A 14,805-nucleotide genomic window follows, 5' to 3' on the forward strand; every position below is an offset into this window, starting at 1 on the left:
GAGCCCCCAGGCCCGATTCTTGCCCCGTCGCCGGAACTGGCTCGCCCTCGGGCCAGGGGAATCTATAATAAGGTAGCGTCGCCCGGCGCCCCTTTTCCCCCAACGCATTCCCGAGACCATCGCCCCTATGGCCACTGCCGCAGCAACGACCGATCGCGGCGACGCGATCATTACCGAGCATATCGAGAACGCGCGGCGAGTGCTGTGGCGTCGCGAATTGCTGACGGCGGTGCTGATCTGGGCGGTCGGAATGTTGGCCGCTCTGATCGCGTGGGCGATCGCCGACCAATGGATCTTCCAAGCCGGAGCGGTCCTGCGAACGCTGGTCTGGCTGGTTCTCGCCGCCGCGTCGATCGCTTGGTTTACGATCCGCATCGTGCCGCTGCTTCGGCATTCGATCCACCCCGAATACGCAGCTCAGTCGCTGGAACGCCGCGTCCCGCAACTGCACCACAGCCTGCTCAGCTACCTGACCCTGCGAACCGATCGCGAGATCCCCGGCCTGCGTGGCGTCGTCGTCCGCAGCGTCGCATCGCACGCGGCTCGCCGATTGGCCGATCCACATTCCGATCCACTGGCTTCGGAAAAACAAATCACTCTGCTCAGCGGTTCGCTACTGGCACTGATCGCGATGCTGGCGATCTACGCGATCGCATCTCCCAAGAACACGGTGCAATCAGTCCAACGGTTGATGATGCCACTGGCGAGCATCGAAGCGCCGACAAGCGTTCGGATCGGAGCGGTCACGCCGGAAGACACCCAAGTTGCCGAAGGGACTTCGCTGACGATCACCGCTGAAATCGATGGACTCAAGTCGGACCAACAGGCCTGGGTCGAAACGACTCAAGGCTCGATCGCTCATCGCGAAGTGATGCAGGCGACAGAGACAGAATTCACAGCGACCGTAGGGGCTAGTGGCGACGGAATCCGGCACGACACCCAGTACTGGATCGTCGCCGGCGACGCGCGACGTGGCCCCTTCGAAATCAAAGTCGAAGCGGTTCCCATCGTCTCGATCGGATCGGTTCAATATCAACCGGCGGCCTACACGCGTCTGCCGTCGCGCAGCAACAACCGCGGCGCGATCGATGGCTTAGAAGGGACCGCGGTCACCGTCGTGGCTCAGTCGAATCTACCGATCGCCAAAGCGAAGATCGAATTCAATCCAAAACGGATCGGATCGATCTGGCAAGCGACCGGCGGCGTCAAAGCGATGGAGATCGCCGACGACCAGATGTCGATGAGCACATCGTGGGTCTTGCGTCGAGCGGAGGAAGAGCGGGGCGTCGTGGCGATCGAGAGCTACCGGATCATCGTCGAAGACGCGCAAGGGCTGACTAACGCGGCCCCAGTCATTTATCCTGTCAAGGTTGCGGCCGACCTGAGCCCCGAGGTTTCGATCATCGTCCCGCATCAATCTCCCAAAGACCTGCCGATCGGGATGGAGCAATTGATCGAAGTCCATGCCTTGGACCCCGACTTTGGGCTCTCGCGGATGGAGTTCGAAATCCGCAAGGGAGATCGCGTGCTGGGAACGCGGAAGATCTTTGAATCGACCGAAGCGTTGATCGGCCAACAGGTATCGATCTCCGCCTTCCGCAGCGAGGACTGGAACCTGATCGCCGGAGACAAGGTGACCGTCCGATGCCGCGCTTTCGATAACCGCGACATGCCGGGCAACCAAACGACCGATCCCAATAGCACGGTTTCCGAACCGATCGAATTGCACATCGTCGCTCCTCCTGAGGATGCCGAAGACGAAGCCGATGGCGACGGTCTGCAGAAGAAGAGCGATCGCGAGTCCGACGATCCGAGCGGATCGGGCAAGCAGGATGGAGAAGGGGGCGGAAGCGGCGGCCAAGGAGATTCGACCGGAGAACAAGCCGAAGGAAAAGGAAAAGGCGAATCGGGTGGAGGCGAAACTGGAGGGGAGAACCAAGAACCATCGGAAGATTCCGAATCGGGATCCGACGGCGCTGGAGGCAAGCCCTCGGACAAGCCTTCCGAAGAGGGGACCGAACCGAATCAAGGCGGCGGCGATGCTGCGGGGGATTCGGAAAACAAAGGCTCCAACAAACCGGGCGATTCGCCCCCCGGAGACGAACCATCTCAATCGAAGTCCGATCCTTCGGCGTCGGAAATGACACAGGAAAGCGGTCCCGAATCGGGTGGCAAACCGGGAGACCAAGCGGGCAGTCCCGATACGTCGGCTAGCCGATCGGAATCGGGCGAGGAGCCCGGCGAGGGAGAGGCTACCGATGCCGAAGCCGACGGTTCCGAACCACCTTCGGGAAACGCGGGCGATTCCAAATCTGGCGGCTCCGGTTCGCAGCGCGATGCGGGCGAGGACGCTGAAAAACCGCAGGACGACGGGCCGCTGCACGATGGCGAGATCATGGAACGGATTCGCGAACACATGCAGAAACAGCAAGCCGAACAAGAGAAGGGCTCTCAGAAACCAAACGACCAAAAGGGCGATGATTCCGGTGACGGCAAACCGGAACAAGGTGCTGACGGAGCGGAAGGGGCTGCCGGCAAAGAGGACAAACAGCCTCAACCGGCCGACGCCAAACCTGCCGGTGATGGCGCATCCAAAGGAGAACCGGGCGAGCGCGGCGACCAAGGCGAAGGAGCCAAACCAAACCAAGGCAACGACTCCGGCCAGATGCCCCAGGATGGAACGAAGCCAAAACCAAACGGCGGCAACAACAATCCGGAGACTGGAAACAGCGGCAAATCGGATAAGGGGGACCAAGGCTCCGGCGAGGGCAAATCGCCCGACGACAAGCCTTCGGCAACCGATCCCGCGACCGATGGCAAGAACGACGCTGGCGACATGGCGGGGCAGGATGCTGAAAATCAGGCTGGTTCCGATGGCAAACCGGCTGGCGACGACCAAGCGAAAGGAAAAGCTGGCGATCCGGCTGGTTCCGACGCGGGCGACGAAACCGATGCAGGTCCACAAGACGATGCCGGCGCCGAACCGAACTCCGACTCCAAACCTTCCCAAGGTCAGGGCGACCAAAAAGGGAAGGGCAAGGGCGAGGCAAGCGACCCGGCCGACAAGACCGATGCTCCGTCGGGAGACGAAGCAGGGGAGAGCGGCGACGATCCGATGACCGGTGAATCGAAGGCCGGTTCGTCCGATTCGAAATCCAATCCTCAAGCCCAACCAGGAAAACGTCCCGATGGGAAACAGGGAGAGCCAGGAAAATCGGCCGACGCTCCGCCGTCGGAAGCTGCCGCTCAAGGCGACCAGATGGGCGATGGCGCAGGTGCCGACGCCAGCTTGCCGCCTGAAAAAATCAATCAGGAATACGCCAAGAAGGCGACCGATCTGGTGCTGGACTACTTGACGAAAAAGCAATCCGAACCGGACGCCGAACTGTTGGACAAGCTGAACTGGACCGAACAGGACCTGCAAAACTTCCTCAACCGCTGGCAGCAAGCTCAGGAAATGGGTCGGGTCGGCGACGAAAAGGCGAAGCAAGAATACCTGGAGCAGATCGAAAGCCTTGGCATCCGCCCACCGGCAAGTGGCAAATCGCGGCAGACGATCCAACGTGAAGACTCGCTGCGAAACGTGCGAGAATCGGGGCAGCGAGTCGCTCCGCCGGCGCTCTACCGCGACGCCTTCGAAGCATTCCGGCGATCGATCTCCCGAGGCGACAACTGACTCCACCCAAATGGCTTTCGTGTTACAATCCAGTCAGTATTCCCGAAACCGCTGACCGCTTCCGAAGGCCCGACCGATGTCCACGCGCTGCCTAACAACGTGCATTTTGCTTGCGATCCTCTGCACCCACCAACCGGTCGTCGCTCAGGAAGGAAGCTTTCTCGACGCGATCCGCCAGCGGATTCAATCGGCTGCGGATAACCAAACCGAAGAGGAAAAAGAGCAGACGCGGAAGAAGCTGGAGAGCCTGTTTTCGATCGTCACCGAAGGGGCTCGGGAAATCTACCGCACCCTTCCCGACGACTCTCAAAAAGCGATCGACCAGCGCCGCAAAGCATGGATGGACGCGATGGCCTCAGGGGTCGAGGACCTGACCGGGGACGACATCGAACGCTGGCTGGACAATTCCGACAACGTGATCCTGCGATCGCTGTCGCGCGGCGGCGACGCTCCGAGCGTGAACGCTCAATCGCGAACCGACCTGCTGCCCGAACAATGGTGGTACGGCAAACAGAATCGAACGCTAGCCCAACTGTTGACGCAGCCTCCCGAAACGATCGTCCGTCGCGAGGACCTTCCGGGGCCGCCGATCTGGTTCGTTAACGGGATCACGACAAAGAAAGCCGAAGCGATCGCGATGGCCGACGAAATCGCCGAACAACTGGGGCGACGGGTCCACTTGCTGCACAACCCGACGTTCATGGAACCGCCAAACAACTCGGGCCTGGATGTGGAAGGCTACGGAACCGACGACCTCAGCGAATGCCTGCACGACCGATTGTGGCCGGCGACGGTTTTCAACAAGCTGAACCGAATGGACGCCGAGCAATTGCAGGCGATGCTCGACGACGGCCAGACATTACAAGGCAATCCAACGACACGCAAATTGGCCTACGTTCTGCTGACAGCGCGCGAACCGATCAGCTTGATCACGCATTCGCAGGGCTGCATCATCGCCCGCAACGCGATGTTCACGATGGCGATGCTGGGGCGACGCGAGCAAGCGGAGCAACAGATCGCATGGATCGCCGCAGGGATCCCGCTGAACGACAAAGAGCTGTCGCCACTGCCGCTGCAAACGACGATCCTGGATGTCGGCGATGATCCGATCGCCAAGATCGTCGGGATGCGAGGTGGGTCGCGGGAGTACCGCGGCACCGACCATTCGTTCTCCGAGCACTACTGTCGCCAGATCCTCGCCGAACAACTGTGGCACGACTCGCTCCCAGCCACCGAGAAACCACCGGTCCCACCGGCTGCGGAGACGACAACCGAATCGAAGCCCGCTACGCAATCGCCGAAGCGAGTGAAGCTGTAACGGCAACCGGATCTCTTCGCCAGCCTCGCCCAGCTTTGCACAGCGTGATACCCGATCGCGCTGGAGCTTCTTCATTGCGCATTGGCAGCCGTATTTAACAGGTGCGAATGCCATCCTTTGCATCGATGCCCCCCGTCGATCCCTTACGAAATGTTAATACTTCGTGAACTTCCCCGCGATTCACCCTTTACGGCTTGCCGATTGCAATGTTAACTGAACCTTAACACGCACAGCGACTCCGACGGTAACGGAGCAGACGCAATAGGGGGTTTTAAAATGCAGGACTTAGCCGCAGCATTGGCGACAATGACGCTGGTTTCCCTTGCAATCTCCTTGCTCAGCTACCATACAACCCGGAACAGCCCGGCCGCTCACTGGCTCTTTGGCGGCCTGCTGCTCTCGGCGCTACTGTTTGAGCGATTGTTGGCCGATCGGCTCTTTTGGGCGCAACTGCTGCCCGATTCTTCGGCAACGATCGTCTGGTCCAACGCGACGCCACTCTTATTAGCTGCCGCGTTTGGCGTGGCGATGCGAATCTGCGACCTGCCGCAAACCGGCCACCGCATTACCGCTGGGTTGACGGCAATCCTGGCTGTCGCGGCGATGGTGGCTCCCGTCGTCCGCCCCTACGCTCGACCTGTCGAGACCGCGCAGACACAACCACTGTGGTCCGACGGCGTCTGCCTGCAAACGCAGGATTCGACCTGCGGTCCGGCGGCGGCGGCGACACTGTTGCGATGCCATCACGTCTGGGCGACCGAAGCGATCATGAACCCGTTGTGCCTGACCGGCCGCGACGGCACTTCGTCGCTAGGCGTTTATCGCGGCATCTACAACGTGGCCAACACAACAGGCTTCCAACCGCGGGCGATCTGCGGCACTTACGATGAATTCGTTCAAAGTGGCCAGTTTCCCGCGATCGTGATGGTCCGCTACCCGGAACAACGCCGCGACTGGAAATCGAAGCTGCTGAGCACGATCGGCCGTCGCAAAGGAGAAGGGCACGTGATCGTCGTCTTCGGCCCGAATGCGGAAGGTCAACTCGATGTCGGTGATCCGGCTGTCGGCCGTTCGTCGTGGGACGTGGAGACGTTGAAAAATCTGTGGGATGGCGAGGCGATCTATCTACAAGGTGCCCAGCGTTATGCAGCCAACGTGCCTAGTCAACCGGCGATGTGAGCCGAACGCCATCGCTGGAAGCGAACCGATGCAGTCGCGTTGGCGACGCATAGACGGTTAAGTCCTGCCCGGGCACAAACTGCAACCGTCGATTGGCAGTGAACGCGACCCTGCCGGCATGCGACCGGATGTGCACCACATTGTGCGAACCGAGACACTGCACCGATTCGACCACGCCCTCGATCGCCAAATCTTCGGCATCGGTCGATTGCGGCGAAAGATCCTCGGGCCGCACGCCCCACAGTCCCCCTTGCCCATCGGGAACAAAATTCATCGGCGGCGAACCGATAAACTGGGCGACAAATCGATTCGCCGGCTGATCATAGATCACTTCGGGAGGGGCCACCTGTTGGATCACGCCACGATCGATCAACGCGACCTGGTCCCCCAACAGCATCGCTTCGGCCTGGTCGTGCGTGACGTAGATGACCGTCAATGCAAACTCTTGTTGCAGACGACGAAGCTCATTCCGCATCGCGTCGCGTCGCCGAACATCGACGTTCGACAACGGTTCGTCCATCAATAACAAATGGGAATCGCGGACGAGGGCGCGGGCGACGGCCAGCCGCTGCTGTTGGCCGCCGGAGAGCTGATCGGGTCGGCGATCGAGCAACGCTTCGAGCCCCAGCTTTTCCGCGACATCGGCAACCTTGCTGGCGATCTGGCCGCTCGAAAACTTGCGACCGCGCAGCGGAAAGGCGATGTTCTCGCCAACGCTCATGTGGGGATAGAGAGCAAAATCCTGAAAGACCATCGACACATTGCGGTGGCGCGGAGAGAGCCCGGTAACGTCGCGACCGCCGATTTCGATCCGTCCGCTGTCGACCGATTCGAGCCCCGCGATCAATCGCAGCAGCGTCGTCTTGCCACTGCCACTTGCTCCTAAAAGGACCAGGAACTGCCCGTCGGCAACAACCAACTGCAAAGCGTCCAGGATCAAAACATCGCCAAAAGACTTTGAAAGCTGGCAAATCTTCAGGTCCGCCATGTGACTCGCTTTCGTTTTGGTTGGACCAACGTGCCCATCGCTGTAAAATGGGCAAATAGGTTGTATTGCATGTAAAGTTATTTATTGAGGGAGATCACTGACATGATCGTATCCAAAAAACGTTGGCGATGGGCCATCGGAACCGCGACCGCGGCGATCGGACTCTGGACGGTCAGCCTGGCCAATTTGAACACCCGCGCCGACGACGGCGCAGGCAAGTCGCGAAACGCGGCCCAAGCGGACGCCGCCGACTGGGGCCCCAATGCCCCGGAATATACTCCCAAGACACCGCGAGAACTTCGCAAGACGCTCACCCGAATGCAATACAGCGTCACGCAGCAGGCCGATACCGAACGGGCCTTCACGGGCCCCTACTGGGACAGCAAGCAGGACGGCATCTACACCTGCGTCGTTTGCGGCCTGCCACTTTTTGATTCCTCGACCAAGTTCAAATCGGGGACCGGCTGGCCGAGCTACTGGAAACCGATTCGCGAGGGGAACGTCGGCACCAAGACCGATTGGAAGATGCTTTACCCACGGACCGAGGTTCATTGCAAACGGTGCAAAGCCCACCTGGGACACGTTTTCAACGACGGCCCGCAACCGACCGGATTGCGTTATTGCATGAACGGCGCGTCGCTGAACTTTCGCGAACGCAGCACGCTGGAAGATTCGAACGAGACCGCAAAGCCCGGCGAGTAGCCGCCAGCGTCCAGACAGGCAAAGTTTGCGGCATGTGCGGGCAGATGCGTTGTAATTCATTCAGCTCGGGTGAGTATCCCGATGAGAACATTCGGGATCACAGGTGCATGCGCACCAATTGATAGCGAGCAGGGGTGCTCGCAACGCTTGTTCGGAAAGGATTCTCTGAGATGCCGGTTCACACATTCAAACACGCTGCCAGAAACTGCTGCCTGCTGGTGGCCGTTGTCACTTCGACCGCCGGTGCTGCCGGGCCGTTCCGAATGCTGATCCAGGAGGCCCCGAAGACGAATGCTCCTGCGAAGGTCGGCACCGACAATACGGTAGACGAGAACAAAACCGCTGCCGAGAAAGCGGCGGAGGCGAGGGAGCAGGCCCAGCGGAACAGGAACGTGAGGGAATTGGCTGGGGATTCGATCTTCGGCGAACACCGCGTGCCAACACTGGTGGGAAACGAACTGAAACTGCCGTCGTTGGTCGCGCCCACCACCCAGCAGCGCGAAATTGGAAATGGGCAAACCCCCAAAGACAACGCTAACCTGGTGATGACCAGCGTCATTCCTCTGCCCGAGGGAATCGATCGCGACGGACATTGGACGTATGCGAAATACGATTGGGTCGCAGCCAACACATTTTCCCATCCGCTGTATTTCCAAGACGCCATGCTGGAACGCAACGGCCACGAACTGAAATGCGGCCTCCAACCGGCATTGTCTGCGGCCCGTTTCTTCACAACGCTCCCCGCATTGCCCTACCTGATGACGGTCCAACGTCCTTGCGAGTGCAACCACACGCTGGGCTATTACCGCCCTGGCTCGCGAGCGCCGAACCTGCTTCAACGTCCACCCTATCAACGCGACGCGGTGCTCAATCAAGCAGCCTGGACAACCGGAGCGATCCTGGTCATACCTTAACGGAGGGAGGCAGGCGGAAATATGGCCAATTCGGGACGGATTCCTCCCGAATCGCCAGTTTCACGCGTTGTCCAATCGACGGCGAGACGATAGCCTGTGAGTTTAGGTAACCGTCTCCGTTTCATTGCAGCCCCATCGGATCTGAACCCATGTTTTACGTCCTCTTTCTGATCGCCACGGCGACCCGACTGATGCCGCACCCGCCAAATCTTGTCTGCATTGGGGCCCTGGGGCTATTTGCAGGATGTTATTTGCGTGGCCGTTCGGCATGGTTGCTTCCGGTCGGAGCGATGCTGGCGAGCGATGTGATCGGACATGTTTTCCGACTCCCCGGCATGGGCTTCTACAATCCAGCCGTCTTTTGCATGGTCTACGCAGGCATCGCCGGATCGGCGATGATCGGCCGTCGACTTTCGAACAACCGCACGGCAGTCCGCATCGGGGGAGCCGCCGTTGCCAGCTCGATCGTCTTCTTCCTGGTCAGCAACCTGGGGGTCTGGTTCGCCGGACAATACCCGCCGACCGCGGCAGGGCTGATCGCGTGCTACACGATGGCGATCCCGTTCCTGACAAACACCCTGATTGGGAATCTGCTTTACTCGGCCGTCCTGTTTGGAACCTACGAGTTCTCGCAATCCCAGTGGCCATCGCGACTGACCGAACTGGTCAGCAAGCAGCCCGCGCTGCAACCGGTATTTGCTCGCAAGTCTTGAGCCTCAAATGCCAATACAGAAATAGTCCCCTAAGTCGCTGTTGCATCGCGATCCGACAACGGCTCTGAGAGCCGGCTTGGATCACACTTGAGCAAGTTACGGCAAATCGATCCTGAATCGCCGTTGCAAATCGGCGCAAGATCGGTACACTTAGGGGCCAGAATCAAAACGTGATCGAATATTTTGCTAATACTGGAATCGCTAGCGACGGAGTCAATGCGCTAGCTGTTGATTGACGCGGCCGGAGCCTGTGATGGCTGTAGCGACTTGATTCGACCGGTGCCCATCAAGCAAATTCCGCCGTTAAAATTATGTAGGCCCCAATGACAATTACGATAGAACGAAAAGCAGAACTGATCGAAGAGCACAAGCACTCCGAGGGCGACAACGGATCGTCGGAAGTGCAGATTGCAATTCTCACCGAACGGATCAATGGCCTGACCGAACACATGCGAACGCATAAGAAAGACTATGCGAGTCGCCGTGGTCTGCTGGGTATGGTCAGCCGACGTCGTCGGCTGCTGGATTATCTACGGAACACCGATCCACAGCGATACATCGAAATCATCGCACGACTCGGCATCCGAAAATAATAAGCGACTCGCCTTCTTTTGCGGTCGCACGACGGCCCAGAAAGAACCGGGCCGTCCTGTCGGTGACTATGCGCCAGCAATCCCGCTGGCGCTGTCTTCTCATCGATTCTCTTTGTCCACTCTGTCATTCTTGGCACAGGGCGTGTCGACAATTGATCGGTCGTCGCTCTCCCGTCCCTCGTACTGCACCCATATGGTTCAGTCCGTCTAGCATTGCATCTGTTCGCACGGGAACGCGGCAAAAAGAATCGATCCATCGAGCAAGAACAAGTGAACAGAACAATAGAAGTTATCTGTAGGTTTAACGAGAAAGAAGAGAGTAGAAAGTGAATAAATTTCGAGTTGAAAAGAAGATCGGAAACAACACGCTGATCCTAGAAACGGGACAACTGGCAAAACAATCTGCCGGATGCGTAACGATCCAATACGGCGAGACCGTCGTCTTGACCGCCGCGGCAACCAGCGCCCCACGTCCCGGTTTGGACTTTTTCCCGCTGACATGCGATTATCGCGAGCGGATGGCTGCGGCCGGTAAGTTCCCAGGCGGATTCCTCAAGCGCGAGGGACGCCCCACAATGAAAGAAACCCTGACCGCGCGATTGACCGATCGTCCGATCCGCCCATTGTGGCCAAAGGGTTACAAGGAAGAGGTTCAGGTCCAATCGTTTGTCCTCAGCAGCGACGGCCAAAACGATGGCGACGTGTTGGCGATGAACGGTGCCGGCTGTGCGCTGCTGATCAGCCCACTGCCATTCCAAGGCCCCGTCGCTTCGGTTCGCGTCGGCAAGATCGATGGCGAACTGGTCGCCTTCCCAACCGTTGACGACCTCGACGAGAGTGAACTGGACCTGATCGTCAGCGGCACTCAAGAGGCCGTCACGATGATCGAAGGCTTCGCTCAAGAAATGCCTGAAGACGAGATGGTCGACGCGATCCTCTTCGCCCACGGCGTCATCCGCGAAATCATCGCATTGCAAAAGGAACTCTACGATCTGGTCAAACCAGAAAAGATCGAATACACGCCGCCAGAAGACGACGGCCTGTTCGATCGCCTCAAGAGCGCTTACTACCAAGAATTCAAGACGCTCAAGCAAACCGCTGGCAAGCAAGATCGTGCCGAAGCATGCAAGGCACTGAAGGAACGCGCCAAAGCGGAGATCATCCCCGATCCAAACGCCGAAGGCGCTGTTTGCCCGAACCGCTTCTCGCACGAATGGCACGAACTCGATTCGCTGATCGTCCGTGAATTGATCCTGGCGGGAACTCGCCCCGACGGTCGCGACCACGCCAGCCTGCGTCCGATCTACTGCGAAACCGACCTGCTGCCACGCACGCACGGTTCGTCGCTGTTCCAACGCGGTGAAACGCAAGCGTTGATCACCGTCACCTTGGGAACCAAGCGCGACGAACAACGCGTCGACGGACTGCACGACGAATTCAGCAAGAAATTCATGCTGGATTACAACTTCCCATCGTTCTCGGTCGGCGAATGTCGCCCGATCCGTGGCCCAGGACGTCGCGAAATCGGCCACGGTGCTTTGGCTGAACGCAGCATCGCACCGGTACTGCCCGATGCGGACACGTTCCCCTACACGATCCGCGTGATCAGCGACATCCTGGAAAGCAACGGATCGAGCTCGATGGCTTCGGTCTGTGGTGCCACCTTGGGCCTGATGGCAGCGGGTGTTCCAATCACCAACCCTGTCGCGGGCATCTCGGTCGGTCTGGTCAAAGAAAACGACAAGTGGGTTCTGATCACCGACATCCTGGGCGACGAAGATCACTTCGGCGACATGGACTTCAAGATCTCGGGAACTCAAAACGGTATCACCGGCATCCAATTGGATCTGAAGATCTGGGGTATCAGCGAAGACATCATTCGCGCCACCCTGAAGCAATCGCGCGAAGCTCGCATTGAGATCCTTCGCAAGATGCTGACCACGATCTCTCGCCCTCGCCGCGAGATCGCAGCAACCGCACCACGTCTGCTGCGAACGAAGATCGAACCGTCGAAGATCGGCATGCTGATCGGCCCTGGCGGCAAGAACATCCGCGGCATCCAGGAATCGACCGGAACCGTCGTGGAAGTGGACGACGAAGGCAACGTCTTGGTCGCCAGCGACAACTTGGAATCGGCTCAAGAAGCGATGAAGTTGATCGAAGCTTGCACCGCAACCGTTCAGATCGGCAAGATCTACGACGGCACGGTCAGCAGCATCAAGGACTTCGGTGCGTTTGTTGAAATCCTGCCCGGACGCGACGGACTGGTTCACATCAGCGAACTGTCCAGCGGGTTCATCAGCGCAATCGACAGCGTCGTCAAGGTTGGCGATCCGATGAAGGTTTTGGTCATCGACATCGACGAACACGACCGCGTCAAGCTGAGCCGACGTCAAGCGATCGACGAATTGGGCATCGAAGACGAAATGGCTTCGGCCGTTGAAGAAGGTGGCGAAGACCGTGGCGGCAGCCGCGACGGTGGCGACGACGATCGCCCTCGTTCGCGTGGACGTCGCAGCGGCGGCGGTGGTGGTGGTGGCGGACGTGGCCGCGGCCCACGTCGCGACTAAGCTCGCGCCGACTGTCGCCTGAGACAGTGAAAACCTAAACAACTGCAAACCGTCGCCTGACATCAGGCGACGGTTTTTTTGTTCGATTTTGGTAGATCCGCTCCTCCCCCGCCCCGCTTGCTGCAAACAAACAGGGAACCGCGCCCCCCCGACGCTGCCCCCCACCCCGCTACAGATTGCACCCCGCAGAGGTTAACATGAGAGGCAGGTCGCCCACACACCGCCATCCCCCCGCAGCTTCACCCGCCCTGTGAACGCAAACACCCCCACCTCGCTGAGCTTTGAGACCGACGCAATCAGCGTCGTCGATCAACTGCGCGAACGCTTCGAGCACGCATGGCAGACAGAAGCGAAGGCGCCTGAAATCGATCGCTTCTTGCGAGAAGCGTCGTGTGGCGATGTTCCGTTGATGTCGATGGCGATGCTTGAATTAGTATGCCTCGACATCTCGCTTCGCTGGCGTGAACCCAACCCCAGCGATCGCATTGACGACCAGAGCTCGCTCGGCACGCGCCCCACGGCCGATGACTATGCAAAGCTCTTGCTTAAGGGCGAGTCCAAGTCGCCGCCAATGAGGTGGATCGAAGCGGAGTATCTTGCGCGAATCCAGTCGGACGAACCCGGCCGCGTCGACGAACTGCGTGCCCACTATGCCAACCGCCCGGAGATTGCCAAACGATTGCAGGACCTGCAGGTCAAAGATTCATTACCTGACACCCATTTCAAAACGTGCGTCGCGACGAACCGGCCGACCAACACGAGCATTCGCTGTCCCAATTGTGGACTCGAGAACAGAGCGTCGGAACTTGGAGACACGACCGCGTTTCACTGCATTGGCTGCAACACACGCCTGCGTTTCATCGCGCCCGAACCGATGCTGGCAGCTCAGTTTCCGTCGACGCGTTTTCAATTCCAAGAAAAGATCGGCAACGGCAGCTTTGGAGTCGTCTGGAAGGCCTTCGACTTACAACTGAAACGGCTGGTGGCGGTAAAACAGCCCCACCCCACCGTCCTGAACCAAGCGGTTCGGGAGCGGTTTCTTCGCGAATCACGTGCAGCGGCGAAACTGCACCACGAAGGCATTGTATCGGTCTACGATGTCTGCACTACGCAGAATGATGCTCCGGTGATCGTTTCGGAATTCATCGACGGCCCCAACCTTGCCGAACGAATCGCGAAGGAAAAGATGATTGGGATCCGAAAGGCCGTCGGCCTAGCATCCCAGCTTGCCGACGCTCTTTCGCATGCCCACAGCCAAGGAATCATCCACCGCGACCTGAAGCCGGGGAACATTCTTATCGACGCCGCGGGAAAACCCCACGTCGCCGACTTTGGCCTGGCCAAGGACTTCCAGAACGACGTGGCCCTCACCTGCGACGGCGATGTGCTGGGAACCGCCGCATACATGTCGCCGGAACAGGCACGCGGGGAGGGGAGCGAAGCGGACCTGCGGTGCGACCTGTATGCACTGGGCGTGATCCTGTTCGAACTGGTGACAGGCGAGCGCCCCTTCCGCGGGACCGTGCAAATGCTGTTGCACCAAGTCATCCACGACCAGCACCCATCGCCGCGAAAACTAAACTCTTCGGTACCGACCGATGTCGAAACGATCATCATGAAGTGCCTCGAAAAGAGCCCCGAAAATCGCTACCAATCCGCGGGCGAACTGCGCGACGATTTGCAGCGATTCCTGAACTACGAACCGATCCACGCAACCCCACCGACGCCGCTGGACCGGTTGATCCGTTGGTACCCATCGCACGCAACGGAAATGCTGGGGACCTACTTTATCATCGCGCCGCTGACTTGGGTCTTCTTCATTATCGGCGGACTGTGGGACGCCGACCGCACCGACTCCTTAGCACTCTCTTCACCCGTCTTCCTGCCGTGGGCATTGATCTGGATCGCTGTCGGCAGCTACATCTTGAAGAAAAATCATTGGTGCGAAGCCATCAGCGCCCTGCTGCTGCTCGGCTTCATGTCGCTGCCGATCTTCATCAACGACAACTCGCAATCGATCACGCTGATCTGCCTGATCTCCTTTTTTGGCACCGCACTCCACATCGGATCATTGATCAGCCGCTGGCTGCGCCGTCACACAGCGACCGATTAACGATACCCAACGCCTACACAGCCAAGCTTCTTCCTCACC

At 59.2% G+C, this 14,805-nt stretch carries 10 protein-coding genes; 9 read left to right on the forward strand and 1 reads right to left on the reverse strand.

Translation table 11 applies throughout. The annotated features are described in order from the left end of the window. Positions 1 to 127: 127 nt before the first annotated feature. The 3 genes from Poly24_RS23085 to Poly24_RS23095 all read left to right on the forward strand — a co-directional run bounded on the left by Poly24_RS23085 (position 128) and on the right by Poly24_RS23095 (position 6,173). Positions 128 to 3,676, forward strand: a complete 3,549-nt coding sequence (locus tag Poly24_RS23085; RefSeq protein WP_197452116.1) for a hypothetical protein — start codon at positions 128 to 130, stop codon at positions 3,674 to 3,676. 76 nt (positions 3,677 to 3,752) lie between these two features. Continuing rightward, positions 3,753 to 4,994, forward strand: coding sequence for a hypothetical protein (locus Poly24_RS23090; protein WP_145101295.1), 1,242 nt, complete (start codon positions 3,753 to 3,755; stop codon positions 4,992 to 4,994). A 276-nt stretch (positions 4,995 to 5,270) separates the two neighbouring features. Next, positions 5,271 to 6,173 (forward strand): cysteine peptidase family C39 domain-containing protein, encoded by a 903-nt coding sequence (locus tag Poly24_RS23095; RefSeq protein ID WP_145101297.1) that lies wholly within the window; start codon positions 5,271 to 5,273, stop codon positions 6,171 to 6,173. On the opposite strand, the gene Poly24_RS23100 is transcribed toward Poly24_RS23095, so the two are convergent. Beyond that, positions 6,154 to 7,161, reverse strand: coding sequence for an ABC transporter ATP-binding protein (locus Poly24_RS23100; RefSeq protein ID WP_145101299.1), 1,008 nt, complete (start codon positions 7,159 to 7,161; stop codon positions 6,154 to 6,156). The genes Poly24_RS23095 and Poly24_RS23100 overlap by 20 nt on opposite strands. A 102-nt stretch (positions 7,162 to 7,263) precedes the next feature. Between Poly24_RS23100 and msrB the strand changes: the two genes are divergently transcribed. The 6 genes from msrB (at position 7,264) to Poly24_RS23130 (ending at position 14,766) form a co-directional block, all read left to right on the forward strand. Then, a complete protein-coding gene (msrB, locus tag Poly24_RS23105) occupies positions 7,264 to 7,863 on the forward strand; it encodes a peptide-methionine (R)-S-oxide reductase MsrB (protein ID WP_145101302.1) in 600 nt (199 codons plus the stop codon). 170 nt (positions 7,864 to 8,033) lie between these two features. Beyond that, complete coding sequence (locus tag Poly24_RS23110) at positions 8,034 to 8,777, forward strand: hypothetical protein (RefSeq protein WP_145101304.1); 744 nt, start codon at positions 8,034 to 8,036, stop codon at positions 8,775 to 8,777. A gap of 149 nt (positions 8,778 to 8,926) precedes the next feature. After that, positions 8,927 to 9,490, forward strand: a complete 564-nt coding sequence (locus tag Poly24_RS23115) for a DUF6580 family putative transport protein (protein ID WP_145101306.1) — start codon at positions 8,927 to 8,929, stop codon at positions 9,488 to 9,490. Positions 9,491 to 9,813: 323 nt separating this feature from the next. Next, positions 9,814 to 10,083, forward strand: a complete 270-nt coding sequence (gene rpsO / locus Poly24_RS23120; protein WP_145101308.1) for a 30S ribosomal protein S15 — start codon at positions 9,814 to 9,816, stop codon at positions 10,081 to 10,083. A 326-nt stretch (positions 10,084 to 10,409) separates the two neighbouring features. After that, positions 10,410 to 12,653 (forward strand): polyribonucleotide nucleotidyltransferase, encoded by a 2,244-nt coding sequence (locus tag Poly24_RS23125; RefSeq protein ID WP_145101310.1) that lies wholly within the window; start codon positions 10,410 to 10,412, stop codon positions 12,651 to 12,653. A 250-nt stretch (positions 12,654 to 12,903) separates the two neighbouring features. After that, a complete protein-coding gene (locus Poly24_RS23130; RefSeq protein ID WP_231753306.1) occupies positions 12,904 to 14,766 on the forward strand; it encodes a serine/threonine protein kinase in 1,863 nt (620 codons plus the stop codon). Positions 14,767 to 14,805: the final 39 nt, after the last annotated feature.

Source organism: Rosistilla carotiformis (assembly GCF_007753095.1).
GTDB lineage: Bacteria > Planctomycetota > Planctomycetia > Pirellulales > Pirellulaceae > Rosistilla > Rosistilla carotiformis.